25 protein-coding genes are annotated in these 25,583 nt (G+C 57.8%); 15 read left to right on the top strand and 10 right to left on the bottom strand.

Going from position 1 to position 25,583, the window contains the following annotated elements:
• Positions 1-10: 10 nt before the first annotated feature.
• Positions 11-1,561, bottom strand: a complete 1,551-nt coding sequence (gene hutH / locus N5J69_RS08290) for a histidine ammonia-lyase (RefSeq protein ID WP_279769486.1) — start codon at positions 1,559-1,561, stop codon at positions 11-13.
• Between the two features lie 326 nt (positions 1,562-1,887).
• Between hutH (N5J69_RS08290) and hutC the strand changes: the two genes are divergently transcribed.
• A complete protein-coding gene (gene hutC, locus N5J69_RS08285; RefSeq protein ID WP_279769485.1) occupies positions 1,888-2,643 on the top strand; it encodes a histidine utilization repressor in 756 nt (251 codons plus the stop codon).
• Positions 2,644-2,752: 109 nt separating this feature from the next.
• On the opposite strand, the gene N5J69_RS08280 is transcribed toward hutC, so the two are convergent.
• Together N5J69_RS08280 and N5J69_RS08275 are read right to left on the bottom strand one after the other, a co-directional pair.
• Positions 2,753-3,316 (bottom strand): HutD family protein, encoded by a 564-nt coding sequence (locus N5J69_RS08280; RefSeq protein WP_279769484.1) that lies wholly within the window; start codon positions 3,314-3,316, stop codon positions 2,753-2,755.
• Positions 3,313-4,668 carry a formimidoylglutamate deiminase gene (locus N5J69_RS08275; RefSeq protein WP_279769483.1) on the bottom strand — a complete coding sequence of 452 codons (1,356 nt, stop codon included), beginning with the start codon at positions 4,666-4,668 and terminating at the stop codon, positions 3,313-3,315. Before N5J69_RS08275 ends, N5J69_RS08280 begins: the two co-directional genes overlap by 4 nt.
• Positions 4,669-4,749: 81 nt before the next feature.
• Here N5J69_RS08275 and hutI point away from each other — a divergent pair, with 81 nt between their 5' ends.
• From hutI to hutH (N5J69_RS08240), 7 genes are all read left to right on the top strand, one after another.
• The gene (gene hutI / locus N5J69_RS08270; protein ID WP_279769482.1) at positions 4,750-5,967 is read left to right on the top strand and encodes an imidazolonepropionase; all 1,218 of its coding nucleotides are present in this window, start codon (positions 4,750-4,752) and stop codon (positions 5,965-5,967) included.
• On the top strand, positions 5,964-6,755 hold the full coding sequence (gene hutG, locus N5J69_RS08265) for an N-formylglutamate deformylase (protein WP_279769481.1): 792 nt from the start codon (positions 5,964-5,966) through the stop codon (positions 6,753-6,755). Before hutI ends, hutG begins: the two co-directional genes overlap by 4 nt.
• A gap of 316 nt (positions 6,756-7,071) precedes the next feature.
• Positions 7,072-7,920, top strand: a complete 849-nt coding sequence (locus tag N5J69_RS08260; RefSeq protein ID WP_279769480.1) for a transporter substrate-binding domain-containing protein — start codon at positions 7,072-7,074, stop codon at positions 7,918-7,920.
• 12 nt (positions 7,921-7,932) lie between these two features.
• Positions 7,933-8,652, top strand: a complete 720-nt coding sequence (locus N5J69_RS08255) for an ABC transporter permease subunit (RefSeq protein WP_279769479.1) — start codon at positions 7,933-7,935, stop codon at positions 8,650-8,652.
• Between the two features lie 8 nt (positions 8,653-8,660).
• Positions 8,661-9,386, top strand: a complete 726-nt coding sequence (locus N5J69_RS08250) for an ABC transporter permease subunit (protein WP_279769478.1) — start codon at positions 8,661-8,663, stop codon at positions 9,384-9,386.
• Between the two features lie 145 nt (positions 9,387-9,531).
• Positions 9,532-10,326 (top strand): ATP-binding cassette domain-containing protein, encoded by a 795-nt coding sequence (locus N5J69_RS08245; RefSeq protein WP_279769477.1) that lies wholly within the window; start codon positions 9,532-9,534, stop codon positions 10,324-10,326.
• A gap of 8 nt (positions 10,327-10,334) precedes the next feature.
• Complete coding sequence (gene hutH, locus N5J69_RS08240; RefSeq protein WP_279770092.1) at positions 10,335-11,840, top strand: histidine ammonia-lyase; 1,506 nt, start codon at positions 10,335-10,337, stop codon at positions 11,838-11,840.
• Positions 11,841-11,843: 3 nt separating this feature from the next.
• Here the strand turns inward: hutH (N5J69_RS08240) and N5J69_RS08235 are convergent, their stop codons facing one another.
• Positions 11,844-12,476, bottom strand: a complete 633-nt coding sequence (locus N5J69_RS08235) for a flavin reductase family protein (protein WP_279769476.1) — start codon at positions 12,474-12,476, stop codon at positions 11,844-11,846.
• Between the two features lie 142 nt (positions 12,477-12,618).
• Here N5J69_RS08235 and rlmF point away from each other — a divergent pair, with 142 nt between their 5' ends.
• Positions 12,619-13,551, top strand: a complete 933-nt coding sequence (gene rlmF, locus N5J69_RS08230) for a 23S rRNA (adenine(1618)-N(6))-methyltransferase RlmF (RefSeq protein ID WP_279769474.1) — start codon at positions 12,619-12,621, stop codon at positions 13,549-13,551.
• Positions 13,552-13,779: 228 nt separating this feature from the next.
• Here the strand turns inward: rlmF and glnQ are convergent, their stop codons facing one another.
• The 5 genes from glnQ to rhtA form a co-directional block, all read right to left on the bottom strand.
• Positions 13,780-14,502, bottom strand: a complete 723-nt coding sequence (gene glnQ / locus N5J69_RS08225) for a glutamine ABC transporter ATP-binding protein GlnQ (protein ID WP_010254327.1) — start codon at positions 14,500-14,502, stop codon at positions 13,780-13,782.
• The gene (gene glnP / locus N5J69_RS08220) at positions 14,499-15,158 is read right to left on the bottom strand and encodes a glutamine ABC transporter permease GlnP (protein ID WP_013357248.1); all 660 of its coding nucleotides are present in this window, start codon (positions 15,156-15,158) and stop codon (positions 14,499-14,501) included. Before glnP ends, glnQ begins: the two co-directional genes overlap by 4 nt.
• A 78-nt stretch (positions 15,159-15,236) precedes the next feature.
• The gene (glnH, locus tag N5J69_RS08215) at positions 15,237-15,983 is read right to left on the bottom strand and encodes a glutamine ABC transporter substrate-binding protein GlnH (RefSeq protein WP_090962721.1); all 747 of its coding nucleotides are present in this window, start codon (positions 15,981-15,983) and stop codon (positions 15,237-15,239) included.
• Positions 15,984-16,301: 318 nt separating this feature from the next.
• The gene (gene dps, locus N5J69_RS08210) at positions 16,302-16,805 is read right to left on the bottom strand and encodes a DNA starvation/stationary phase protection protein Dps (RefSeq protein WP_279769469.1); all 504 of its coding nucleotides are present in this window, start codon (positions 16,803-16,805) and stop codon (positions 16,302-16,304) included.
• A gap of 325 nt (positions 16,806-17,130) precedes the next feature.
• Complete coding sequence (rhtA, locus tag N5J69_RS08205) at positions 17,131-18,045, bottom strand: threonine/homoserine exporter RhtA (protein WP_279769467.1); 915 nt, start codon at positions 18,043-18,045, stop codon at positions 17,131-17,133.
• 368 nt (positions 18,046-18,413) lie between these two features.
• On the opposite strand from rhtA, the gene ompX reads away from it, so the two are divergent.
• On the top strand, positions 18,414-18,926 hold the full coding sequence (ompX, locus tag N5J69_RS08200) for an outer membrane protein OmpX (protein ID WP_150012099.1): 513 nt from the start codon (positions 18,414-18,416) through the stop codon (positions 18,924-18,926).
• Between the two features lie 235 nt (positions 18,927-19,161).
• Here ompX and N5J69_RS22210 read toward each other — a convergent pair whose 3' ends face one another.
• A complete protein-coding gene (locus N5J69_RS22210; protein WP_033782439.1) occupies positions 19,162-19,353 on the bottom strand; it encodes a hypothetical protein in 192 nt (63 codons plus the stop codon).
• A 252-nt stretch (positions 19,354-19,605) separates the two neighbouring features.
• On the opposite strand from N5J69_RS22210, the gene mntR reads away from it, so the two are divergent.
• From mntR to N5J69_RS08170, 5 genes are all read left to right on the top strand, one after another.
• Positions 19,606-20,064 carry a manganese-binding transcriptional regulator MntR gene (gene mntR, locus N5J69_RS08190; protein WP_010254350.1) on the top strand — a complete coding sequence of 153 codons (459 nt, stop codon included), beginning with the start codon at positions 19,606-19,608 and terminating at the stop codon, positions 20,062-20,064.
• A gap of 20 nt (positions 20,065-20,084) precedes the next feature.
• On the top strand, positions 20,085-21,194 hold the full coding sequence (locus N5J69_RS08185; protein ID WP_279769460.1) for an SLC13 family permease: 1,110 nt from the start codon (positions 20,085-20,087) through the stop codon (positions 21,192-21,194).
• Between the two features lie 149 nt (positions 21,195-21,343).
• Positions 21,344-22,489, top strand: a complete 1,146-nt coding sequence (locus tag N5J69_RS08180; protein ID WP_279769458.1) for an HlyD family secretion protein — start codon at positions 21,344-21,346, stop codon at positions 22,487-22,489.
• Positions 22,486-24,054 carry a DHA2 family efflux MFS transporter permease subunit gene (locus tag N5J69_RS08175; RefSeq protein ID WP_279769457.1) on the top strand — a complete coding sequence of 523 codons (1,569 nt, stop codon included), beginning with the start codon at positions 22,486-22,488 and terminating at the stop codon, positions 24,052-24,054. The genes N5J69_RS08180 and N5J69_RS08175 overlap by 4 nt, the downstream gene beginning before the upstream one ends.
• Before the next feature lies 1 nt (position 24,055).
• Positions 24,056-25,583 (top strand): efflux transporter outer membrane subunit (locus tag N5J69_RS08170; RefSeq protein ID WP_279769456.1); only part of this gene is annotated, 1,528 nt, incomplete at its 3' end.

The following is a 25,583-nucleotide window of genomic DNA, read 5'->3' as shown; positions in this document are numbered from 1 at the left end:
ATTCCTTAATTCAAGAAGTTGGGTGCATGCTCGGCAGCAGCGCGGTCAATGCCTGAGGCCAGTCAGCGCGGCTAGCCCACTGACGCATTGCCTCGATATCCGGTGCCAGCAGACGATCTTCCTCAAGGAAGGCAACCTGCTCGCGGATGGTGTCAATGGCCTGCTCGATCAGCGAGGAGCTTTTCAGCGGCCGGTTAAATTCAATTCCCTGCGCGGCGGCCATCGCCTCAATGCCGACGACGGCCGCGCTGTTAAAGCACATGCTGCCGAGACGGCGGGCGGCGTAGGTCGCCATCGAAACGTGATCTTCCTGATTCGCGGAGGTGGGCAGGCTGTCGACGCTGCCCGGATGGGCCAGCGATTTGTTCTCAGAAGCCAGCGCGGCAGCGGTGACCTGGGCGATCATAAAGCCGGAGTTGACGCCGCCGTCGCTTACCAGGAAGGGCGGCAGGCCCGACAGGCCGCTGTCCAGCAGCAGCGCCAGTCGCCGTTCAGAAATGGCCCCGACTTCAGCAATCGCCAGCGCCAGGATGTCAGCAGCAAAGGCCACCGGCTCAGCGTGGAAATTACCCCCGGAGATCACATCGCCGCTGTCGCTGAACACCAGCGGGTTGTCTGAGGCTGCGTTTGCTTCGATTTCCAGAATCCGTGCTGCATGACGGATGTTATCCAGACAGGCACCCATGACCTGAGGCACGCAGCGAATGGAGTAGGGGTCCTGAACGCGGCCGCAATGCGTATGCGACTGCAGAATTTCACTGCCCGCAATCAGGGTGCTGACGGCTGCCGCGACCGCAATCTGGCCCTGCTGGCCGCGTGCCTGATGAATACGGGTATCGAACGGTTTCAGCGAGCCTTTGATCGCCTCCAGCGACAGCGCACCGGCCATCAGACCGGCGGCAAACAGGTTTTCCCCTTCGAACAGGCCGCGCAGCGCCAGCGCGGTTGATACCTGAGTGCCGTTGAGCAGCGCCAGTCCCTCTTTCGGACCGAGCACAAACGGCGACAGGCCCACGCCTGCCAGTCCTTCTGTAGCCGGGATCAGCGTGCCATTGCGCCGCACCTGACCCTCGCCCAGCAGCATCAGCGACATGTGCGCCAGCGGAGCCAGATCGCCGGAGGCACCGACCGAGCCTTTTTCAGGAATGCAGGGCATCACGCCCGCATTGAACAGCGCCAGTAGCGCCTCAACCAGTTCGATGCGCACGCCGGAGTGACCGCGCGCCAGGCTGATGATTTTGGTGGCGACCACCAGACGGGTGACATTGTCGGGCAGCAGTTCGCCCAGCCCGACGCTGTGTGACAGCACCAGATTGCGCTGGAGATCCGCCAGCCTGCTGGCCGGGATCTGCGTCTGTGCCAGCTTGCCAAAGCCGGTATTAATGCCATACACCACGTTGCCGGAGGCGACAATGGCATCCACGGTCTGTTGCGCTGCTGCAATCGCCTGACGCGCACTGTCGTCGAGACTCAGTGTGACATTACCCTGATAGATAGCGCGTAATGTGGCGAGGTCCACCTCGCCGGGCACCAGGCGCAATGCCTGAAATGAACCTGACATAGTCTACTCCTGTCTATACACGTGTGCTGGCATGGCTAAGCTGCTTTCCTTGCCCTGAACCAGCGGAATAATGCGAGTGAAACATAAGCGTTAACCCTTGTCTATGCTTGTCTATACAATCAAGTGAAGTAAGCAAGTGCCGTGCCAGGCCGATCACAAAAATCGATCGTCCGTCCGGCGCGGGTTGCGCGTGAAACGTTTCCAGGAGAGTGCACCATCAGGATGCGCAGGTTGCACCAGTGGGGCAAGGTGGAAGCTGCTGGATGTATATACATTCACGCAGTGAGACAGTAAACTCAGGGGACTTTCAGCATAAGGAACAGCAAATGGTTGAGCATACGGCACTGGCACAACTGGCGGCGGCGATGAGCGATGAACCCGCGCCGATCTATCAGCGGGTCAAGCAGGCCATCGTCAGCCAGATCCGTGAAGGGTTGTGGAAAGCGAATCAGCGTGTGCCATCAGAAAGTGAACTGGTTAATGAACTGGGCGTCAGCCGCATGACCATTAACCGGGCGCTGCGTGAACTGACCAGCGAAGGCTACCTGGTGCGAATGCAGGGCGTTGGCACCTTCGTGGCCGAGATGAAAGGCTACACCGCCATGCTGGAGGTGCATAACATCGCCGATGAGATCGCGCAGCGCGGTCATCAGCACAGCTGTAAAATTCTTGCTATCGGCCAGAACAAAGCCGATCCCGAGCAGGCTGCCGTGCTGGGACTCACCACCGGGCAGACGCTCTACCATTCGCTGATTGTGCATTACGAAAATGACCTGCCGGTGCAGCTTGAGGACCGTCTGGTGAATCCGCTGGTCGCCCCTGACTACCTGACGCAGGATTATCAGCAGATGACGCCCTACACGTATCTGATGCGGGTCGCGCCGCTGACAGCAGGCGAGCACATTGTTGAAGCAGTGCTGCCCGATGCGCGTCAGCGTAAACACCTGTCGCTGGATGAACACGAACCCTGTCTGCTGATTCGCCGTCAGACCTGGAGCGACACAAAAATCGTGACCTATGCGCGTCTGCTCTATCCCGGCTCACGTTACAAACTGCTGGGTCGCTTCAGGGGGCACGGTTAAGAGCCGAGCCCATTAGGCTATTTTATTTGTCAGTCTGAACTTGGGCAGTGCTCACAATCCTCACGTACTACGTGTACGCTCCAGTTGTTCCGCGCTGTCCGTGTCCAGACTACCTGCAACAATTACGCCTACTGGGATAGGCTCTAAGCCGGGTAAACAGCAGGCGGGCCCCGGATTCGCACGGGCTAAGCGCCGTCTCCTCATCGACCCACCATGCGCCCTGATGCGGGTGCAGCTTCTCCCCGTCAGCGGTCTGCCACGCGCCCGCCAATACCCAGGCGACGCCGTGCAGACTCCTGACCGGCGTGGTGACGACCTCAACTTCGGCCTGCCATTCGTCCCGTCGGGTCATGATATTGAAATCTTCGCTGACGCTGCCCTGCAGCTGCGCCATCAATTCAAGTTCACCGGCAAACGCCCAGGGCTGCTGCGGGGTGAGCAGGTGCTGCACATCAGGCGCGGTTAACCGCACCGGATCGCCGTGCAGCAGGGTAATCACCCGATCAATGCCCGCAAAGGCAGAAAAGGGGCCGTCCTGCGCCAGCGTGGCAATGCTGGCGCGCCAGCCGAAGTGCTCAGCGCCGGGCGGAAAGCGGATAATTTCGCGGGTCTCGCCACCGCCGTTGCGCCAGCGGCTGACCGCCAGCTCCGCGTAAGTGAAACGGGCCATCATTGCAGCGCCGCCATTGCCTTTGCAAAGCGTGCGGCACACGCCGCCTGCTGCGGATGCATCCCCTCTTCGATCACGGCTTTACCCGCGACATAGACGTCCCGAATCTGATCGCGCTGCCCGGCAAACAGCCAGCGGTTCAGCACGGCGTGGGATGCCACGCTGCCGAGCCATGCCTCATCACGCAGCACCAGCCAGTCGGCGCGCTGACCCACCGCCAGCGTGCCCTGCTGAATGCCACACGCCTGCGCGCCGCCCGCCGCCGCCTGTTGCCACAGCAGATCGCCCACCGACGGCTGGCCGGGCAGGGTAATGCGGTTGCGGCGCTGGTCGCGCAGTCGCTGGGCATACTCCAGCCAGCGCAGCTCTTCCTGGGCGCTCAGCGAGACATGGCTGTCAGAGCCGATGCCCCAGCGTCCGCCCTGCGCGATATAGTCTGCCGCCGGGAAAATGCCGTCGCCCAGGTTGGCTTCGGTGGTTGGACAGAGGCCCGCCACCGCGCCGCTTTGCGCAAGACGCGACAGTTCGCTCTCATCCAGATGGGTGGCGTGGATCAGGCACCAGCGCGCATCGACTGCAAAACGGTTCAGCAGCCAGGCCACCGGGCGTTCGCCACTCCACGCCAGCGAATCATTGACCTCTTTCTGCTGTTCAGCCACATGAATATGCACCGGCAGCGCCGGATCGCTGGCCGCCAGTACGTCGTGCATCTGGCTCTCACTGACCGCCCGCAGGGAATGAAAACAGAGGCCACGGTTCAGCAGTGGTCGCTGCTGCTGCCACGCATCAAGTCGGGTCTGCTGTTGCAGGTAGTAATCGGTTTGCTGGATAAAACGCTTCTGACCCGCCGCCGCTGGCTGGCTGCCAAAGCCGCTGTAGCTGTAGAGCACCGGCAGCAGGGTCTGGCCGATACCGGCAATCTCCGCTGCTTCAATCAGCTGTTGCAGCATCGCATCATCCGGGTAGCGCGAGCCGCTGGGGTCGTGGTGCAGATAGTGAAATTCAGCCACCTGGGTGTAGCCGCCTTTCAGCATCTCAATGTAGAGCAGGGCGGCGATATCGCCCACCTGCTGCGGGGTCAGACGCTGCACCATGCGGTACATCAGATCCCGCCAGGTCCAGAAACTATCCTGTGGATCGCCCGCCACTTCCGCCAGACCCGCCATCGCCCGCTGGAAGGCGTGCGAGTGCAGGTTGGCGATCGCCGGGATCACCTCGCCGTTGAGGTGGATAGCCTGATCCGCGTGGCTTTCCGGGGTAACAGAGTCGATAAAACCGGCCTGATTGACCGTGATACGCACCTGCTGCTGCCAGCCTTCCGCCAGTAATGCACGCGGGGCAAAAAAAGTCGTCATGGTTGATCCTCATCGGATGTAGTTGTATATACATATACATACTTTGAGGCACAGTGTAAACGGCGGAGGCATGAGGCAGCGATGGCAGAAGAGATGCACGTAGAGACGGTGTGGACCGGGGCGGATCTGGTCACCATGCGTGACGGAAAGTACCATCTGATACCTGAGGGCGCGCTGGCGGTGCGGGCGGGCAGGCTGGTGTGGGTGGGGCCAGAAGCGGAGATGCCCGCGTTCGTCGCCGATCAGCATCATCATCTGCCGGGCGGCATTGTGACGCCGGGGCTGGTGGATTGTCATACCCATCTGGTATTCGGCGGCGACCGCAGTCAGGAGTTTGAGAAACGTCTGAATGGCGTCAGTTACGCAGAGATTGCCGCGCAGGGTGGCGGCATCCTCTCAACCGTGCGCGCCACACGGGCGGCGACTGAAGAGGAGCTGGTGGCCGCAGCCCGCTGGCGGCTCGATCGCCTGCTGGCAGAGGGTGTGACCACCGTGGAGATCAAGTCCGGCTATGGCCTGGATGAAGAGAGCGAACTGCGGATGCTACGGGCAATTCGCCAGCTGGGAGAAACCGTAGCGGCCGATGTCCGCGCCACCTGTCTGGCGGCCCACGCCTTTCCACCGGAATTTAAGCACGACCCGGAGGGCTGGGTGGATATCATCTGCGAGCGGCTGCTGCCGCAGGTGCAGGCGCTGGGACTGGCGGATGCAGTGGATGCATTCTGCGAGCATCTCGCCTTTTCACCCGAGCAGGTGGCGCGGGTGTTTGACCGGGCAGTCGCGCTGGGTATGCCGGTGAAGTTGCATGCGGAACAGCTTTCGGCGCTGGGGGGCGCTGCACTGGCAGCCCGCTATGGTGCGCTTTCGGCTGACCATCTTGAATATGCCACCGAAGAGGATGCCCGTGCGATGGCGCAGCATGGCACGGTGGCGGTGCTGCTGCCCGGTGCGTTTTATCTGCTGCGCGAAACCCAGCGCCCGCCGGTGGATTCCTTCCGGCGACACGGCGTGCCGATGGCGCTGGCCAGTGATGCCAATCCCGGCACTTCGCCTGCATTGTCGCTGCGCCTGATGCTCAATATGGGCTGCACCCTGTTTGGCATGACGCCGGAAGAGGCGCTGGCGGGCGTGACCCTGTGGGGGGCAAAAGCGCTGGGACTGGCGGAAAGTCACGGCTCGCTGGAGGCGGGAAAAGTGGCAAACTTCGTCCACTGGCCGCTGGCCCGTCCGGCAGAACTGGTTTACTGGCTGGGTGGTGAACTGCCCTGTACCGTTATTTATCGTGGAGAACCGCAATGAACCCTTTCCATTTTACCCAGGGCAGCCTGCCGCTGCTGGTCAGCATTCCCCACGCCGGTACTGAACTGACGCCAGAGGTGGAGGCCGGATTGAGTGAGGCTGCACGCGGCTTACCCGATACCGACTGGCATATTCCGCTGCTGTATGATTTTGTGCGCGATCTCGGGGCCAGCGTCTTAATCGGTCGCTACTCCCGTTATGTGGTTGACCTTAATCGCCCGCCTGATAATCAGCCGCTCTACACCAGCGCCACCACCGGCCTGTTCCCGGAAACTCTGTTCGACGGCACGCCGACCTTTGCGCCCGGTAAAACGCCCGATGCCACGGCGCGTCAGGGTTATATCGATCAGATCTGGCAACCCTATCATCAGCAGATTCAGCAGGAGCTGGCGCGGCTTAAAGAGCAGCACGGCTACGCGCTGTTGTTTGACGCACACTCTATTGCCAGCGAAATTCCCCGCCTGTTTGAGGGGCGTCTGCCCGATATCAATATTGGCACCATCGATGGCGCAAGCTGCACGCCTCACATGAGCGCGGCCGCAGAAGCGGTGTGCGCCGCACAGCACGACTACAGCTGGGTGATCAATGGGCGCTTCAAAGGCGGCTACATCACCCGCGCCTATGGCCAGCCGCAGCAGCAGATTGAGGCGATTCAGCTGGAACTGGCGCAGCTCAACTACATGGATGAGACGCCGCCTTACGCCTGGCAGCAGGCGCGTGCTGCAGCGTTACAGAAAGTGCTCAAATCACTGATCCACGCCATGCTGGCACAGGCCAGGGCGCAATAATCTTTCCCGGCGGCGATGCGTCACGCTGGTGCATCGCTGCGCTAATCAGGTGCAGGCGGGGGCAGGCTCTTTGTCTGCTCCCACACTTCCGCCTTCATTCATCGCTTTTGCAGAGCTGGCATAACCTTTGCTAGGTTGTATGTACAAGTGCTGCAGCGCATCGCTCATCTGAATAAATTCCGTCTGGCTCACAAAATGATAAAGCCGGCAATGAACTGCTCTGCGTTAACTTGTATATACATGACATATCATCCTGTGAAATTTATGTTAAATCTCGTCAGGGCGATCACCAGGCCGCTACTTTCAGGAGAACCGTATGACGCACCCTCTGACTCTTCGTCGTTTATGTCTCACTACGCTGGTTTCCAGTCTGCTGCTCTGTGGCGTCAGTGCCCAGGCTAAAGAATGGAAGTCAATAACCATTGCCACTGAAGGCAGTTATGAACCCTGGAACCTCACCCTGCCGGGCGGCAAGCTGGGCGGTTTCGAGCCGGAGCTGATGGCGGACCTCTGCCAGCGCATGGCGATTCAGTGCAAGCTGGTGGTGCAGAACTGGGATGGCATGATTGCCGGGCTGAATGCCGGAAAATATGACGTGATCATGGATGCGATTGTGATTACGCCCGATCGCAAAAAAGTGGTGAATTTCACCGTGCCCTACGCTTCAACACCCGCCACCTTTATCACGGTGAAAGGATCATTGCTGCCCGCCGACAGTAAGATCATCAAGCTCACCGATGAGGCTAAAACCGTGGAGACCGCCATTGCGCCGCTGAAAGCGGCGCTGAAGGGCAAAACGATCGGTATCGCCTCCGGCACGGTCTACACGCCGTTTATCGACAAGTACTTTAAAGATGTTGCGGATGTCCGTGAATACACCAGTTCAGCGGATGCGATCCTGGATTTGCAGGCGGGGCGCATTGATGCGGTGTTTGATGATGTGACCTTTGCACAGTCAATGCTGGCAAGACCTGATAACCGCAACCTTAGCTTCAGCGGGCCTCAACTGGGCGGCCCTATCTGGGGTGAAGGCGAAGCGATGGGAGTACGCATGGCAGACAACGATCTGAAAGCCCGGCTGGATCAGGCAATTAACGCCGCGCTGGCCGACGGCACAGTGAAAAAGCTGAGCGAGAAGTGGTTCAAAACTGACGTCACACCCTGAGTGAGGTAACTGATGATAAGCCTGCTGAGTTTTGGCCCCGAGGGCTGGGGACGGTTGATTCTGAGTGCCACGCTGACCACGCTGCTGCTGTCGTTTGCCGCGTTGCTGGTGGGTGCGGTAGTGGGATCGGGCGTTGCCGCCGCAAAGTTATCCCCGCACCGGGCGGTGCGCTGGCTGGGGGAGAGCTACTCGGTGATCTTTCGTGGCATTCCTGAACTGCTGGTGATCTATTTATTCTACTTCGGCGGATCGGGACTGATCACGCAGATCGGACAACTGTTTGGCGCGGACGGGTTTATCGAAGCGCCGCCGTTTCTGATCGGGGCGCTGGCGATCGGGCTTATCTCTGGCTCCTACCAGGCGGAAGTGTATCGCGCCGCACGGCTGGCGCTGGCGAAAGGAGAGATCGAAGCCGCCGTCGCCATTGGCATGCCGCGCTGGCGCATCCGGCAGCGCATCCTGCTGCCGCAGGTGGCGCGCTATGCGCTGCCCGGCCTGTCAAACGTCTGGCAGATGAGCCTGAAAGATTCGGCACTGGTGTCGGTCACCGGCATTGTCGAGCTGATGCGGGCCAGTCAGATTGCCGCCGGTTCGACCCGCGACTACTTCTCCTTTTACCTGGTGGGCGGTGCCTGTTACCTGTTGCTGACGCTGCTGTCGAACCGCGCCTTTCTGCGGGCCGAATCCCGTCTTGGTCGCGCCTGGCAAAGCCGCACCGCTGCACAGCATTAAGGAGACTTATGATCGATTTTGCGTTTCTCACTGACACCTTCCTTAAGCTCAGCGCCGCACTGCCGGTCACGCTGGGCCTGTTTATCAGCGCGTTTCTCTGCGGAGGCGTGCTGGCGGTGGGTATTCTGGCGCTGCGCATGAGCCGCTGGCGGTTACTGAGTGCGTTTGCCCGTGGCTACATTCTGGTGTTTCGCGGCTCGCCGCTGATGATTCAGCTGTTCCTGATCTACTACGGTCTGGGGCAGTTTGGGGTGATCCGTCACAGCCTCTTCTGGCCGTTTCTGCGCGAGCCTTTTACCTGCGCGGTGCTGGCACTGTCGCTCTGTACCGCCGCCTACACCGCAGAGATTCTGCGTGGTGCGCTGCTGGCGGTGCCCCCCGGCCAGGTGGAAGCGGGAATGGCATGCGGCATGTCACGCGGACTGTTACTGCGGCGCATTATCGCGCCGGTGATGCTGCGTTATGCGCTGCCTGCTTACTCCACCGAAGCGATTCTGCTGGTGAAATCGACCGCGCTGGCAAGCCTGGTAACGGTCTGGGATGTCACGGGGGTGGCGCAGCAGATCATCCAGCGCACCTACCGCACCATGGAGGTGTTTCTCTGTGCGGCGGCAATCTACCTGATCCTCAACTTCATCATTGTGCAGCTGTATGCCCTGCTGGAGCGGCGTCTGACGCCGGTGCATAAACCGGAAAAAAAGCCGTTACCGGCCGCTAAGAACCTGGCCCGGTAGGCATCATTGTGTGCAGGCAGTCTGCACGCGGACAGTGCACCGCACCCCGGCGTAAGTGGGGAGTGTCAGCACGGTCCGGGTTAAGAGTGACAAATAAACCAGCCTGATTGGCCAGGCTCTGAGCCGATCCCCGGAGGAGAAAAACATGTCTGAACGGCCACCCGTTACGCTGTCGGCCAGCGATATCCATAAATCTTTTGGTGCCATGGAGGTGCTGAAAGGCATCTCACTGCAGGCGCACAAGGGCGATGTCATCTCAATTCTCGGTGCCAGCGGCTCGGGTAAAAGTACGCTGCTGCGCTGCATTAATCTGCTGGAGACACCCGATTCCGGCGTGGTCAGCGTGGGCGGTGAAACCATTGAGATGAAGCGCCATGCGCGCGGGCATCAGCTTGCGGCCAATCCGCGTCAGATTGAGCGGCTGCGTTCCCGGCTGGGGATGGTGTTTCAGAGCTTTAATCTCTGGTCACATCTCACCGTGCTGCAAAATGTCATCGAAGGGCCGCATTACGTGCTGAAGCGCGATAAAAAAGCGTGCATCGCCCAGGCAGAACAGCTACTGGATCGGGTTGGCCTGCTGAACCGCAAGGATTTCTATCCCGCTCAGCTGTCGGGCGGTCAGCAGCAGCGGGTGGCAATTGCCCGTGCGCTGGCGATGGACCCGGAAGTGATGCTGTTTGATGAACCGACTTCGGCTCTCGACCCGGAACTGGTGGGTGAGGTGCTGAAGGTGATGCGCAGCCTGGCAGAAGAGGGGCGCACCATGCTGGTGGTCACGCATGAGATGGGCTTTGCCCGTAACGTCTCTAACCGGGTGGTGTTTATGCATCAGGGCACGATTGACAGTCAGGGCACCCCGGAGGCGATGTTCGGCGAGGCAGGGTCGACGCGCTTCAGGCAGTTTATTTCCAGTCATCATCAGGTGGAGCCGGTGGTATGAGCGACGTGATGAGTCAGACGCTGGTCTGGGGCGACAGCCCGCTGAAATGGCAGGAACTGGTACAGGTCGCCCGGTACGGTGCCAGCCTGACGCTCAGCGACAGTGCCTGGCAGCGCATCGCACAAAGCCGTGAAATCGTCGGCAACATCGTGGCGTCGGGGCAGGTGGCATACGGCATCAATACCGGGCTGGGGGCGCTCTGCAATATCACCCTGTCTGAAGATGAGCTGGGCCAGCTGTCGCGCAATACCCTGATGAGCCATGCCTGTGGCGTTGGTCCGGTGCTGTCAAAACCGGAAGCCCGTGCCATTCTCTGCGCCGCCATTGCCAACTACAGCCACGGCAAATCGGGTGTGTCAGTGGCGCTGGTGCAGCAGTTGCTGGCGCTGCTCAATCGGCAGATTACGCCACAGGTGCCGTCGCAGGGCTCGGTGGGCTATCTGACCCACATGGCGCATATCGGTCTGGCGCTGACGGGCCTCGGCGAGGTGGAGTGGCAGGGTGAGATCATGCCCGCGCAGCAGGCGCTGGCCGGGGCGGGATTAGCCCCTTACCGGCCAGGCGCAAAAGAGGGGCTGAGTCTGGTCAACGGCACGCCCTGCATGACCGGCTTAGCCTGTCTGGCCCTGGATGATGCCGGACGTCTGCTGGACTGGGCCGATGTCACCGGCGCAATGAGCTTTGAAGCGCTGCGTGGTCAGCTTGTGGCATTTGACCCTGAAGTGCTGGCACTCAAGGCCAGTCCGGGGATACAGCACAGCGGCGAACGCCTGCGTCAGTTGTTACGTGACAGCCCGCTGCTCAACGCGAGCACTGGCATCCGCACTCAGGATGCGCTGAGCCTGCGGTCAATGCCGCAGGTCCACGGTGCCTGCCGCGATCAGTTCGATCACGCTGCCCGTCAGGTGGAGACCGAACTCAACGCCTGCACAGACAACCCGCTGATTCTGGGCACCGTGCAGAAGTGGCGCGTGGTGTCACAGTCGAATCCGCACGGCGAGTCGGTGGCGATGGCCTGTGATCTGCTGGCGATTGCGCTGGCGGAGCTGGGAAGCATTGCCGAGCGACGGCTGGATCGGCTGGTGAATCCGCTGGTCAGTGGCCTGCCGCCGTTTCTGGTGGCGGAGCCAGGGGTTAATTCCGGCATGATGATTGCGCAATATGTGGCGGCGTCGCTCTGTGCGGAAAACCGTCAGCTGGCGCAGCCTGCGGTGCTCGACAACTATGTGACATCGGGACTGCAGGAAGATCATCTGAGCCTGGGCACCGGGTCAGCGCTGAAGCTGCTGAAGCTGGTCAGCAACGTCGATCACATTATCGCGATTGAGTACCTGCTGGCGGCGCAGGCGCTGGAGTTTCACGGTGAATCACAGCTGGCAGCCGGCACCCGGCGTGCCTGGCAGTTGATCCGGCAGGTTGTTGAGCGCTGGCAGCAGGATCGCTGGCTGGCCCCCGACATCGCCCGTGCGGTGGCGCAGATTAAAGCGCACCGGGCCGATGCGCTTCTGGCGTAAGGATTACGTCCGGCGTGCGTCCGGACGGACTAAATCAAAGCGCTGAGCTTCGCTGATGCCGTAATAAGCGCTGGGACCGCCTGCGCGCAGAATCGGCTCAGCTTTGGCGGTCTGGTAAATGCCCTCTTCAAGCAGCGATTCATCAATGTGAATTTCCACCGCTTCGCCCATCACCAGCCAGCTGTCGAGCAGGTTGCCGCTGGCATCCTGCAGCTGAATCAGTTGCGTCAGACGGCATTCGAAGTTGACCGGGCTTTCTGCCACCAGGCTGGCGCTGACCTGTGACGCGGCCAGCGGCGTTAAACCGGCAAAGGCGAACTCATCCTGATCCGCAGGGAGTGAAGCGGAGCTTTCATTCATCGCTTCCGCCAGAGGGCGGGTCGCCAGGTTCCAGACGAACGCTTTCGTCTCTGCAATATTGCGCACGCTGTCTTTCCAGCCGCTGCTGGCAAAACCGATAATCGGTGGATGATAGTTAAAGCAGTTAAAGAAGCTGTAAGGGGCCAGATTGCGCTGGCCGCTGACGCTGACTGAGCTTATCCAGCCAATCGGGCGCGGGCCGATAATGGCATTCAGCGGATCGTGCGGCAGACCGTGACCAGCACGGGGTTGATAGGAATAGCGTTTAGGGGTCATAACCTCTCCAGCAGGGGAATTTTATTTATCTTAGCCCGACAGCATCGCCTGACGGAATCGGAAAGAGGTAAGCGGATGGTGCGGGTTTATTTTCCGCCGCCTACAGCGTATTGTACGCGCGCCTGAATAACTGAGAGAACGTATGAAAAAGTCAGCCAGCACGTCGCCCTTCCACGCCCGCAATCGCCATCAGGGCGAATACGATTTTGCCGCGTTAACCGCTGCGCATCCGCCGCTGGCGGCTAAAGTCCGGCCCAACGGTTATGGCGTGCAGTCCGTGGATTTCGCGGATCCGGAGGCGGTCATGCTGCTGAACCAGGCGCTCATCAGACTGTTTTACGACATCGACTGGCAACTGGCTCCCGGCTCACTCTGCCCGCCCGTGCCGGGACGTGCCGATTATCTGCATTACCTGGCCGATCTGCTGGCGCTGGACAACAACGGCGTGATCCCGGCAGCGGACGTGCTGGATGTCGGCTGCGGCGCAAACTGCATCTATCCGCTGATTGGTGCGGCGGAATATGGCTGGCGCTTTACCGGCACCGAGATAGACGACGCCGCCATCAAAGCCGCTAACCGCATTATTGCAGCAAATCCGCGCCTGACGCGTCAGATTCGTCTGCGTCGTCAGAAAAACAGCGATGCGGTGCTGGCGGGCGTGGTCAGCAAAAATGAGTTCTTCAGCGCGGTGATGTGTAACCCGCCGTTCCATGCGTCGGCGGAAGAGGCGGCAGCGGGAACGCAGCGTAAAGTCCGCAATCTCGGACTTGAAAAGAACGCACCGCTTAACTTTGGCGGGCAGCACAATGAACTGTGGTGTCCCGGTGGCGAAAAGGCGTTTATCGGTAAGATGATCGCCGAGAGCGTGGCGTCAGGTCGCCAGATCGGCTGGTTTACCTCGCTGGTGTCGCGCAAAGAGAATTTACCGGCGCTGGAAAAACAGCTGCAGGCGCTCGACGTCGCGGAAGTGCGGGTAGTGAATATGGCGCAGGGTCAGAAGCAGAGCCGCTTCCTGGCGTGGAGTTTCATGCCTGCCGCCCAGCGCAGCAAACTGCTGAGTCGCCTGGGGCGCTAAGGTGTTTGACTGCTGATAATCAGGGCGAATCTGACCGCAACGAATAAGCTTAACGCACCGGGAACACAGGCAGAGAAGGAAAGCGTCCCGCGCCAGGGAAGGCGCGGGCCGAGCGTGTCATGGATGACGGTTTTTGCGTCTTTCCGATCTGACTGTGTTCACGGTGCAGGCACGGTGTTACTGCGGCTTGGGGCATAAAAAAACGGGCCGCGATGCGGCCCGTTTTCATCAGGAGACGTGCTGCAGGAATTCGCGCAGACGCTCGCTGGGTGGATTGCTGATCAGGCTATCGGGATCGCCATCTTCCGCAATCCGGCCTTTGTCGATGAAGATCAGGCGTGAAGCCACTTTCTGGGCGAAGCCCACTTCGTGCGTCACAATCACCATCGTCATGCCTTCTTCTGCCAGATCCTGCATCACTTTCAGCACCTCGTGACGCAGTTCCGGGTCCAGCGCGGAGGTTGGCTCATCAAACAGCATCATTTTCGGCTTAACGGCCAGCGCACGGGCAATCGCCACACGCTGCTGCTGGCCGCCGGACAGCTCAGATGGGAAGTGGTGCGCCCGCTCGGCAAGACCGACTTTGCCCAGCAGTTCACGCGCCAGCTGGCGTGCAGCCTCTTTGCTGGCACCGCGCACCCGGATGGGACCAAAGGCGACGTTGTCCAGCGCACTCATCTGTGGGAACAGATGGAACTGCTGAAACACCATGCCCGCTTCCTGACGGATCAGGCGGTCGTCCACTTTCGGGTCATTGACGCGCAGGCCATCAACAATCAGCTCACCGCTGGTGATCTCTTCCAGCTTGTTAATGCAGCGCAGCAGTGTCGATTTACCGGAACCGGATGGGCCGATAATCACCACCACTTCGCCCTGGTTAATCTTCAGATCGATATTGTGCAGCACCTGGGTCTGACCAAAATGCTTCGAGACATCTTTAAATTCAATCACAGGATTTTCACCCTTTTCTCAATGCGGCGCAGCACAAAGCTCAGCACCAGCGTAATTACCAGATAGATAATCGCGACGGCGCTCCAGATTTCCAGAGCGCGGAAGTTACCGGCAATAATCTCCTGACCCTGACGTGTCAGTTCAGCCACACCGATAACAATAAACAGCGAGGTATCTTTAATGCTGACAATCCACTGGTTGCCCAGCGGCGGCAGCATACGGCGCAGAGCCAGCGGCATGATCACGTAGCGAAGTGTCTCACGGCTCGACAGGCCAAGGGCCAGTCCGGCTTCGCGAAAGCCCTTGTTGATCGACAGCACGGCACCACGGGTAATCTCGGCAATATACGCGCCGGAGTTAATCATGATGGTCACCACTGCTGCGGTGAAAGGATCAATGCGCAGGTCAGGGAACGCCATCGGCAGAGCGAAGTAAATAAACATCACCTGCACCACGATAGGGGTGCCACGGATGATTTCGATAAACACCAGCGCGATGTTATTGGTGATCCAGCCACCGTAAGCGCGGGCAAAACCGGCCACCAGCCCGATAAACAGACCGCCAACCAGGCCGATGATTGAGATAATTAAGGTCAGTTTGGCGCCTTCGAGCAGCGCTGGCATGGCGGGCCAGATGACGCTCCAGTCAAACTCCATGGTGTCACTCCAGATATGTTGCGATGGAAAAAAGCAGGGAAAAAGTTTCCCTGCTGAAATCAGATAACGGGCAAATTATTATTTAGGTTCGGTGCCGAACCATTTTTTATAGAGCGTGTTGTAGGTGCCGTTCTCTTTCAGGGTTTTGAGTGCGCCGTTAACTTTTTCACGCAAATCGTCGCTGCCCTTCGGGAAGGCAATGCCATACTGCTGCGCTTCAATGGAATCGCCTACCGCTTTAAAACGGCCTTTACCGGCAGTGTGGATGAAGTACAGGATGTTTGGCGTGTCGTGCAGCACCGCGTCGGCACGGTTAGTGCCCAGCTCCATGTAGGCGCTGTCGATGTTCGGGAACTGACGCAGATCTTTAGACTTGATGTTGGCTTTGGCGTATTCCACAGAGCCGGTGCCGCTTTTCACAGCGACCACTTTGCCGTTCAGATCGCTGATGCCTTTGATGTCGTTTTCATTGTTACGCACCATCACCTGCAGACCGCTTTTGTAATAGCCGTCAGAAAATTCGATGGCTTTTTTACGTTCTTCAGTAATGGTAATACCTGCCAGAGCCAGATCGACATTGCGCGTTTGCAGCGCGGGGATAATGCCGCTGAAGTCCATTGGCTTCAGGGTGTAATCGAGCTTCAGCTCTTTGGCAATGGCATCCCACAGGTCCACGTCAAAGCCGACATATTTGTCACCCTGTTTGAATTCAAACGGAACAAAGGCGGTATCTGTTGCGACGACCAGCTTTTTTTCTGCTGCGGTGGAAGAGAGAGAGAAGGCCAGCGCCAGCGCGGCCACAGAAACTTTTAACAGTGACTTCATCATTTTTTCCTTTTTACTACCAGGCGGCAGGGCCTGTGTTTGCGGCTTGTCATATGAAAGAATTATGCCAACTTTGCAAAATCCGCGAAATCAGAGACTTAAATAACACAGCTGACACGATTTTGCAGTTAATTCTGCCACTGCACCATTATGGTGATCATTTTTGGTGCAGTTGACTGTTTTGGTGCAACCGGTAGTGTGCCTCAGTTGTTAAGGCTGTGAAGCGGGGGAGAAGAGAACTGTTAACAGGGTCATAAAAATGCGGTAACACAGACGTAAAAAAGGCGGGTTTCCCCGCCTGATTGCGTGCTGCGCGTCTTATTCAATGTTGGCTTCGATGAACCACAGGAATTTATCCAGGTCGCGTGATGCCGCAGTAAAGATGTCCGCGGTATCTTCGTCTTTCACTTCTGAAATTGCTTTGCGGGTGTCGTTAGCCACAACGCTGTAACGATCGGCCAGCGCTTTCAGATGATCCTGCACGCTGTGAATGTTCAGCGGATAGCTTTTCAGTGGGGTCTGGTCATTCACGACCTGCGTGGTGCCCAGCGCCACGCCGCCCAGCTGAACAACACGCTCAGCAATGGTGTCCTGGTGGTCGGTAATCGTGGTGCGGAAACCATCCAGCATCTCATGTACACCGATAAAATTCGCGCCGCGCATGTTCCAGTGCGCCTGCTTGGTGATCAATGACAGGTCAATAAACTCGACTACCAGACGGTTTAACACCGCGATGGTGGCTTTCTTCTCGTCTTCGGCCACGTCGTTGCGGGTATAAATCAGGTCAGAAGATTTAGTTTTAACCAGTTTAGCGGTACTCATCGTTTCAGTCCTCTCTTTGATGGTTGTCCTAATCAAGTACCGGATAAGTATAGCAGCGCTTTTCAGCTTTGCAGAAACGACTTTGTCGATGGATGAAATAGCGTGTGTCTTGATTAATTGCAGCGCCGTGCCGGAAAGGTTACAGCCATGTTAAAATATAGCTTTTATTAAATAGCTTTTTAAATCATTAAGTTATGTTCAGTTGTAAATATCAGGTAAGTGACTGTTTCAAAATAGGTTGAGCAATAAAACGCAGCGGTTAAGAATAATTCTCATGCTGCGCATGATTGTTATTTCGCCCGCCAGCGTGGCGGGCGGAAATCGCTTATTTTTGCCTGTCGTCTGATAATTCGATGCTGCTTAACTGACTCTTTTTTGGCCTCATTGTCAGCGTTGACCCTGCCGAAGCGATAATGATGGCCAGCAGCGCCAGCCACTGCAGTGCGCTCAGCGTTTCGCCCAGAAACAGCATGCCGGAAAAAGCGGCCATGGCAGGTTCAAGGCTCATCAGCGTGCCGAAAATTCGCGCCGGTAAGCGGGTAAGGGCAATCATCTCCAGTGAATAGGGAATGGCGCTGGAAAGCAGCGCGACCAGCAGGGCAATCGGCATCACGGCCCATGTCCAGATGCCGCTTTCTGCGAACGTCAGGCCCAGCGGCACAAAAATGACCGAGGCAATCAGTGAACCGATGGCGACGGTAGCCGGGCCATGTTCTGCGCCTGCCCGCTGTCCCGCCAGGATGTAGATCGCCCAGCAGGCACCGGCTGCCACAGCCAGCGCGGCACCCAGCGGGTCAATCGCCGTCATCTCTGTTCCAAAAGGCAGCAGGAACCACAGACCAATCACCGCCAGCAATACCCAGACAAAATCCAGTGGCCTGCGCGATCCAAACAGCGCGAGTGCCAGCGGGCCAGTAAACTCCAGTCCCACCGCCACGCCCAGCGGCACGGTACGAATCGCCAGATAAAACGTGAAATTCATGGTGCCCAGAGCCAGGCCATACATCAACAGGGGCAGCCGCTGTTCCCGGCTGAAACGCAAGCGCCAGGGTTTGAAAATGACACAGAGTATCAGGGTGCCAAAGCCCAGGCGCAGTGCGGTAATCCCTGTGGCACCCACAGAAGGAAACAGGCTTTTTGCCAGTGAAGCACCGCCCTGCAGCGACAGCATCGCAATCAGCAGTACGGCAATCGGCATGACTATCGGGGCAAGATTTTTAGAGGCGGGAGAGGCAGACATCCTGTGTACTTTTCCTGTTCAAAAACGCAATGAGTCAGCAAGTGTAAAGGAAATGGCGGCCAAAGAATCCCGGAATTGTGTTTTAAATTTGACTTAACTGAACGATTTTTGCCCAAAATCAGGGCCGTTTAGGTAAAGAAATGTCAGGATTTTTTAGGATTTAACTTAAAGAGGGAAATGAGCACGAAATGATTATTGCAGAAAGATGACGGATTTTATAAGAAAAATGAATGACATAGGATGTCGCATTAACGTCCTGTTACACCAAACTTTCTGTTAGACAACAAAATCCGGGCAGAGTTTCTCGCTATTTTTTGTTATATTTTCAGCGTTGTCAGGAGAGAAGTATTTTCACATTTGAGGTGGTTATGAAAAAAATTGCATGTCTTTCAGCATTAGCCTGTGTACTGGCAGTATCTGCAGGTTCAGCAATGGCACAGAGCACCGTAACTGGTGGCTATGCTCAGAGCGACTATCAGGGCGTGGCTAACAAAGCTAACGGCTTCAACCTGAAATACCGCTACGAAGACGGTTCTAACCCACTGGGTTGGATCGGTTCATTCACCTACACCGAAAAAGATCGTACCGAAGCTGGCATCTACAATAAGGGCCAGTACTACGGTGTGACCGGTGGTCCTGCTTACCGTCTGAACGACTGGGCGAGCATCTACGGTGTTGTGGGTATCGGCTACGGTAAATTCCAGCAGAACGATACTGCATCACGCGCGAAAACTGATTCAAGCGACGTAGGCTTCTCTTACGGCGCAGGTCTGCAGTTTAACCCAATTCAGGACGTCGCGCTGGACGTGGGCTACGAGCAGAGCCGCATCCGCAATGTTGACGTAGGTACCTGGATTGCTGGCGTAGGTTACAGCTTCTAAGTTTAGCTTAGCTGACCTGCAAAAAAACGGCCCCTTGTGGGCCGTTTTTTATTGTGCTGATTTTACCCATCCGCCTTTCACGTTGACCCGTTCTCTGACGCTTTATGATATCGACAGCCAGTAACGCCCCATCCGTTAATGTCGGCAGGCGCAGAAGTGGGTAGGCAAATCAGAAGATGAGAATGAAAAGGGGAGTAGGCCTCTCAGCCGTTAGCTGAAAGGCGCTGAATCAGGATTAGCCGCGCCAGATCAGATTCTGACAGCGACGATCGGCGGGCTTGTGGCCCAGCAGTTTTTCAATCAACATCAGACGCAGTGTGAACGGGGAACGCGTCAGCAGGCACAGCCAGGATTTCATCTCCGTGGTTGTTTTCTTTTCAGCCTGGAAGCATTTGCTGCAATCTAAGCAACATTTCAGGGTGCTCATAGAATCACCTCCCAATCATTGTCGACGCGGTAGTGAGCAGACTGCGGCGGCATGGTCATCATCACCGGCGCAACAGAGGATCTACAAGGATCGCTCTTTTCCTGCTTACATTATCATCAAATATAGCACTGGCTATATCGTTTAGCCAAGGCTAATGACGAAAAATTTGAGCTTCTTTGCGGCTGGTTTACAATGAGCGCAGCTAAATCCGTACAGCAGTGTCAGTGCGGGAAATAATAATGAGGAAGCTGAATGAGTCGTCGTGCTAAAAGCGTGGTTTCTGCCCCGAAAGGACCACTAAAAGATATTGAAGAGCATGTCGAAGGTTTTCGGCAGGTGCGTGAAGCGCATCGTCGGGAATTAATTGATGACTACGTTGAGCTAATCTCTGATTTAATTGGTGAATTTGGCGAAGCGCGTCAGGTCGATATGGCGGCACGCCTGGGGGTTTCACAACCTACTGTGGCGAAAATGCTGAAGCGGCTTGGCAGTGCCGGGCTGGTTGAGCAGGTGCCTTATCGGGGCGTATTCCTGACCGGAGAAGGTGAGAAGCTGGCGGAGGAAAGCCGCGCCCGTCATCATATTGTTGAAAGTTTTTTGCTGGCATTAGGCATCAGTCCTGAAACCGCCCGTCGCGATTCAGAAGGGATTGAGCATCACGTCAGTGATGAAACGCTGGCTGTGTTTAAGAAGTTCTCCGAAACCCGTTAACGCTAAGGCGTACCCTCACCATGCCTCAACTGCTTCGATCTTTTTTGCATGACTCTATTTTGCATTTATTAATCGTGATTGGTGTAGTTCTGGCATTTCTGGCGGATTTCCGCTGGGCCGATCTGCCCGGTGCCGTGGACTGGCATACCATTATCACGCTCACCGGGCTGCTGATCCTGACCAAAGGACTGGAAACCAGCGGCTACTTTGACGTGCTCGGAGGACGACTGATTGCGCGTTTCCGGCACGAGCGGGCACTTGCGCTGTTTATGGTGCTGGCTGCGGCGTTGCTCTCGACGTTTCTGACCAACGATGTCGCGCTGTTCATTCTTGTGCCGCTGACCCTGACGCTGCGTAAGTTCTCCCGTTTACCGATCTCGCGACTGATTATTTTCGAGGCGCTGGCGGTTAACGCCGGATCGCTGCTGACGCCGGTCGGCAACCCGCAAAACATTCTGCTGTGGAGCCACGGTAAGTTAAGCGTCGTTGCGTTCATTGTGCAGATGCTGCCGCTGGCCGTCTGGCTGCTGCTGAGCCTGATGGTGGTGACCTGGTTCAGCTTTTCAAAGCGGTCGATTGATAAGCATGACAACCCGGAACAGCCGCAGTGGCAGAAGCCGCTGTTTATCGTCAGCGTCGTATTGTACCTGCTGTTTATCGCCGGTCTGGAGCTGGAGATCACCGGCTGGATACTGCTGCTGATCCTCGCCACATTCCTTGTCATGGCACGTCCGGTGCTCCAGCGCATCGACTGGAGCCTGCTGGCGGTGTTTATCGCCATGTTTATTGACGTCTTCCTGCTGATCCGGCTGCCAGTGATGCAGGCACACTTTGATGCAGTGGCGCATTTTGGTCAGGGGCAGCTCTACCTGCTGGCGATTGGTCTTTCTCAGGTGATCAGCAACGTACCGGCGACCATTCTGCTGCTGCAAAAAGTGCCGCCGTCGGAGGTGCTCGCCTGGGCCGTCAACATTGGCGGATTCGGACTGCTGCCGGGTTCTCTTGCCAACCTGATTGCGCTGCGAATGGCCAAAGACAAAGCCGTCTGGTGGCAATTTCACCTCTTTTCCCTTCCTCTGCTGGCCTGGTCAATGGCCAGCGGCTGGCTGTTGCTGCGGTTGCTTAATTAGGCCCGACGCATCCTGCTGCCCCCGTCAGGTGGCAGGATGTGCGCCATTCCTCAAGTTTCGTAAAGTTGCACTGGATTTTGTCAATTTCCGATATAAGGTTAACAGGACCTTTATGCCCGGAATCAGGGCCTTAGCCAGTGATGGGAACTATGAGCGAGAATAACCAACGCGATCCACACCAGCAGGACGCAGATAACGCGACGGATAAAGACCGTCAGTCAGAGGAAAATCAGGACAACGACCAGCAGCCTGAGCGTAAACGCCCCGGTAAAAAGCCGCTGATTATTCTGGCAGTGGTAGTGGTGATTATGCTGATTGTCGGCTTCTGGTTCTGGTTCTCTACCCGTAATATCGAAACCACCGATGATGCCTTTACCGAAGGCGACGCCGTGACCATTGCGCCGAAAGCGTCCGGCTATGTCGTGAAGCTGCTGGTGAAAGATAACCAGCGGGTGAAGAAGGGCGATCTGCTGGTGGAAATCGACCCGAGCGACAATCGCGCCCAGCGCGAACAGGCTAATGCGCAACTCGGTTTAGCCGTTGCACAACTGCATCAGGCGCAGGCCCAGCTGGCGCTGTCAAAGGTTCAGTATCCGGCACAGCGCGATCAGGCGCTGGCGGATCAGGCCAAAGCAGAAGCGAACCTGCTTAATGCGCAGGCCGATTATCGTCGCCAGCGTGGCGTTGACCCGCGTGCGACCAGCCAGCGTAATATCGACAGCGCGTCCGCGCAGTTACGCTCAGCGCAGGCGCAGTTACAAAGCGCGAAAGCCCAGGTTGAAGTCGCGTCACAGGTTGCCCTGCAGATTCGTCAGCAGGAGACGAATGTTGAAGCGCGTCAGCAGCAGGTTGAGCAGGCGAAGGCGCAGTTGAGCACGGCCGATCTTAACCTCTCCTATACCCAGGTTCGCGCACCTTATGACGGGTTCATCACTAAGCGTAACGTTCAGCTGGGCACACTGGTGCAGGCCGGTTCATCGTTGTTCTCACTGGTCTCACCTGAAATCTGGGTGACTGCGAACTTCAAAGAGTCGCAGCTGCAGCGCATGAATCCGGGCGACAGGGTGGAAATCAGCGTCGATGCCTGGCCTGACATGAAGCTGGAAGGACATGTCGACAGCATCCAGATGGGTTCCGGTTCACGCTTCTCAACCTTCCCGTCAGAGAACGCCACCGGTAACTACGTGAAAATCGTTCAGCGCGTACCGGTGAAAATCGTCATCGACAAGGGGCTTGATCCGAATCATCCGCTGCCGCTGGGTCTCTCGGTTGAACCGAAGGTAACGGTGGAATGAGTACGGCGCAGAGCTGGAAACCGGCCAGCAACCCGTGGCTCGTGGCGATCACGGTGACGCTGGCGGTGTTTATGGAGATTCTCGACACCACCATCGTCAACGTGGCGCTGCCGCACATCGCCGGTTCGCTCTCCTCCAGTTACGATGAGTCAACCTGGGTGCTGACCTCCTATCTGGTGGCGAACGGTATCGTGCTGCCTATCTCTGCGTTCTTCAGCCGTCTGTTTGGCCGTAAACAGTTTTTCCTCATCTGCATCGTGATGTTCACCATCTGCTCGTTCCTGTGTGGTATCGCAACGGAACTGTGGCAGATCATTCTGTTCCGCGTGCTGCAGGGCTTTTTTGGCGGCGGATTGCAGCCGGTTCAGCAGTCTGTGCTGCTGGACTACTTCAGGCCGGAAGATCGCGGCAAGGCCTTTGGTCTCTCCTCTATCGCCATTATTGTCGCGCCGGTGATTGGCCCGACTTTAGGGGGCTGGATCACCGATAACTACAGCTGGCGCTGGGTGTTCTTTATTAACATTCCGGTCGGTGTACTGACCGTGCTGGCGATCTATCAGCTGCTGGAAGACCCACCGTGGGAGCGGAAATGGGCGAAAGGTAAACTGAAGATCGATTACATCGGGATCAGCCTGATTACCTTAGGGCTGGGGTGCCTGCAGGTGATGCTGGATCGCGGGGAAGATGAGGACTGGTTCGCCTCCCACTTCATCGTGCTGTTCGCGGTTCTTGCGCTGGTCGGCATCGTCGGGGCCATTTACTGGCTGATGTATGCCCGTAAGCCGGTGGTCGATATTCTGGTGATGAAAGACCGCAACTTCTGGGTAGCGGGCCTGTTGATGGCAGGCATGGCGATGATTCTCTATGGCAGTTCTGTGGTGTTGCCACAGCTGGCACAGCAGGATCTGGGGTACACCGCTACCTGGTCAGGGCTGGTGCTGTCGCCCGGAGCCGTGCTGATTGTGCTGACCATTCCGCTGGTCCTGAAGCTGATGCCGATTGTTCAGACGCGATACATCATCGCCTTTGGCTTCAGCTGTCTGGCCGTGGCGTTTTTCTATTCCGCCACCTTAACGCCGGATGTCGATTTCAGCACGCTGGTGATGATGCGCAGCGCACAGTCCATCGGGCTGGGTTTCCTGTTTGTCCCGTTAACAACGATCGCCTTTGTCACCATTCCGCAGCGACTCAATGCTGACGCCTCGGCGCTGTTTACCATGTTCCGAAACGTTGCCGGATCGATTGGGATCTCGCTGTCGACGGCGGCCATCACCGAACGCGAGCAGGTGCGGTCGGCGCACATGGTGCACAACATGACGCCGTTGAACGAGCCGTTCAACATTACGCTTCAGCACTGGGCGCAGGCGATACGTGATTTTACCTCGGCAGTGGGGGATCCGGTGACGCTGGCAACCGGACAGCTCTATCAGGAGATGATTGCGCAGTCGCGCATCCTCGCTTATATCGATGTCTTCTCAGGCCTGAGTATTGTCGCCCTGATTTTGATTCCATTTTGCTGGCTGCTGTCGCCGATTAAGAGCGAAGGCAGTGCAGGAGCACACTAACATGAAGGTTTTTTACTCTCATCGCCTGAAACCCCTGACATTACTGCTGGCCATAGGGCTGGCAGGCTGCGCCGTCGGGCCTGACTATCAGGCACCGAAACCCGCCGTACCGGGTGGTTTTAACACCCTGGATTCGCAGGAAGCGTCAAAGCCACAAAATGCCGCCATCAATTCACGCTGGTGGCGCAGCTTCAACGATCCGCAGCTCGACAGTCTGATCGAGCGGGCGATAGCAGGCAACCTGAGCCTGCAGCAGACGGTGCTGCGCATTGCCGGTGCGCGTGAACAGCTCAACCAGGCGCAGGGGAGCCTGTTACCCAGCCTGAGCGGTTCGGCCAAAGTCACGCGTCAGCAGCTCGGACTGGAAGGCTTGCTGAAAGCCAATGGGGCCACCGATCAGCTCGACAGCAATGTAGCCAGTCAGCTTAACGGCCTGACTCAGCCGGTTAACCTCTATCAGGGCAGCTTCGATGCCAGCTGGGAACTGGATTTGTGGGGTAAAGTGCGCCGTCAGGTTGAGGCCGCCAACGCCCGGCAGCAGGCGGCGATAGAGCAGCGCAATGATGCGCTGGTGTCACTGGAGGCTGAAGTGGCCCGTGCGTGGCTGCAACTGCGTGGCGCGCAAAGCACGATTCAGACGCTGCAACAGCAGATTGAGATTGCGCAGCAGACGACCGGGCTGACCCAAAGCCAGCAGCGTAATGGTCTGGCTCCGCTGACCGATGTGGAGAATGCCCGCGCCCAGCTGAGTACGCTGCAGGCGCAGCTGCCGCAGTATCAGGCGCAGGCGCGGCAGGCGATGAATGGCCTGGCGGTGCTGCTCGGCAAGACGCCGGGCGCACTGGATGCGGAACTCAGTACGCCGAAACCGTTGCCGCCGCTGCCGCAGTTTGTGCAGGTGGGCATTCCCTCTACGCTGGCGCGCCGTCGTCCTGATATACGTCAGGCTGAAGCGACGCTGCATGCGCAAACCGCGGAAATTGGCGTCTCTGTCGCGCAGCTTTTCCCGAGCCTGTCGCTGACCGGCCAGCTGGGCGTGCGCAACACCGACGTCAGCTATCTGGATAACTGGAGCAGCCATTTCTACAGTTATGGCCCCTCGTTATCGATCCCGATTTTCCAGGGTGGACAGCTGGTGTCGAGCGTGAAGCTGGCGCGGGCGCAGCAGGCGAGTGCCGCACTGGATTATCGCCAGACGGTGCTGACCGCGTTGCAGGATGTGGAGAATGCGCTGGTCAGCTACCGCGCCGATCAGCAGCGCGTAACCGCGCTGGATGAGACAACCGGTGCCCTTCAGCGTGCCTTTGATCTCGCCAGCGACAGCTACCGGCAGGGGCTTTCCACCTTCCTTGAGGTGCTGGATGCCCAGCGTCAGCTGGCACAGGCGCAGGAGCAGGCGACACAGGCGCGGATGCAGAGCGCGCTTGATTTAGTGGCGCTCTATAAAGCGCTGGGCGGCGGCTGGGAAACCTACCAGAACGTTGAGATGCCGCAATATCCGGTGTTTGGCCCGGCGACCCAGGCTAATT

The sequence above is a fragment of the Pantoea sp. GD03673 genome, from assembly GCF_029844725.1.
Taxonomy (GTDB): domain Bacteria; phylum Pseudomonadota; class Gammaproteobacteria; order Enterobacterales; family Enterobacteriaceae; genus Pantoea.
Note: the sequence above shows the minus strand (reverse complement) of the source record. Positions and strands in the feature narration are given on the sequence as shown.

What these genes read in the sequence shown, in the direction of transcription:
- hutH (WP_279769486.1), bottom strand. Translation starts at nt 1,561, where the DNA reads ATGTCAGGTTCATTTCAGGCATTGCGCCTGGTGCCCGGCGAGGTGGAC.
- hutC (WP_279769485.1), top strand. Translation starts at nt 1,888, where the DNA reads ATGGTTGAGCATACGGCACTGGCACAACTGGCGGCGGCGATGAGCGAT.
- N5J69_RS08280 (WP_279769484.1), bottom strand. Translation starts at nt 3,316, where the DNA reads ATGATGGCCCGTTTCACTTACGCGGAGCTGGCGGTCAGCCGCTGGCGC.
- N5J69_RS08275 (WP_279769483.1), bottom strand. Translation starts at nt 4,668, where the DNA reads ATGACGACTTTTTTTGCCCCGCGTGCATTACTGGCGGAAGGCTGGCAG.
- hutI (WP_279769482.1), top strand. Translation starts at nt 4,750, where the DNA reads ATGGCAGAAGAGATGCACGTAGAGACGGTGTGGACCGGGGCGGATCTG.
- hutG (WP_279769481.1), top strand. Translation starts at nt 5,964, where the DNA reads ATGAACCCTTTCCATTTTACCCAGGGCAGCCTGCCGCTGCTGGTCAGC.
- N5J69_RS08260 (WP_279769480.1), top strand. Translation starts at nt 7,072, where the DNA reads ATGACGCACCCTCTGACTCTTCGTCGTTTATGTCTCACTACGCTGGTT.
- N5J69_RS08255 (WP_279769479.1), top strand. Translation starts at nt 7,933, where the DNA reads ATGATAAGCCTGCTGAGTTTTGGCCCCGAGGGCTGGGGACGGTTGATT.
- N5J69_RS08250 (WP_279769478.1), top strand. Translation starts at nt 8,661, where the DNA reads ATGATCGATTTTGCGTTTCTCACTGACACCTTCCTTAAGCTCAGCGCC.
- N5J69_RS08245 (WP_279769477.1), top strand. Translation starts at nt 9,532, where the DNA reads ATGTCTGAACGGCCACCCGTTACGCTGTCGGCCAGCGATATCCATAAA.
- hutH (WP_279770092.1), top strand. Translation starts at nt 10,335, where the DNA reads ATGAGTCAGACGCTGGTCTGGGGCGACAGCCCGCTGAAATGGCAGGAA.
- N5J69_RS08235 (WP_279769476.1), bottom strand. Translation starts at nt 12,476, where the DNA reads ATGACCCCTAAACGCTATTCCTATCAACCCCGTGCTGGTCACGGTCTG.
- rlmF (WP_279769474.1), top strand. Translation starts at nt 12,619, where the DNA reads ATGAAAAAGTCAGCCAGCACGTCGCCCTTCCACGCCCGCAATCGCCAT.
- glnP (WP_013357248.1), bottom strand. Translation starts at nt 15,158, where the DNA reads ATGGAGTTTGACTGGAGCGTCATCTGGCCCGCCATGCCAGCGCTGCTC.
- glnH (WP_090962721.1), bottom strand. Translation starts at nt 15,983, where the DNA reads ATGAAGTCACTGTTAAAAGTTTCTGTGGCCGCGCTGGCGCTGGCCTTC.
- dps (WP_279769469.1), bottom strand. Translation starts at nt 16,805, where the DNA reads ATGAGTACCGCTAAACTGGTTAAAACTAAATCTTCTGACCTGATTTAT.
- rhtA (WP_279769467.1), bottom strand. Translation starts at nt 18,045, where the DNA reads ATGTCTGCCTCTCCCGCCTCTAAAAATCTTGCCCCGATAGTCATGCCG.
- ompX (WP_150012099.1), top strand. Translation starts at nt 18,414, where the DNA reads ATGAAAAAAATTGCATGTCTTTCAGCATTAGCCTGTGTACTGGCAGTA.
- N5J69_RS22210 (WP_033782439.1), bottom strand. Translation starts at nt 19,353, where the DNA reads ATGAGCACCCTGAAATGTTGCTTAGATTGCAGCAAATGCTTCCAGGCT.
- mntR (WP_010254350.1), top strand. Translation starts at nt 19,606, where the DNA reads ATGAGTCGTCGTGCTAAAAGCGTGGTTTCTGCCCCGAAAGGACCACTA.
- N5J69_RS08185 (WP_279769460.1), top strand. Translation starts at nt 20,085, where the DNA reads ATGCCTCAACTGCTTCGATCTTTTTTGCATGACTCTATTTTGCATTTA.
- N5J69_RS08180 (WP_279769458.1), top strand. Translation starts at nt 21,344, where the DNA reads ATGAGCGAGAATAACCAACGCGATCCACACCAGCAGGACGCAGATAAC.
- N5J69_RS08175 (WP_279769457.1), top strand. Translation starts at nt 22,486, where the DNA reads ATGAGTACGGCGCAGAGCTGGAAACCGGCCAGCAACCCGTGGCTCGTG.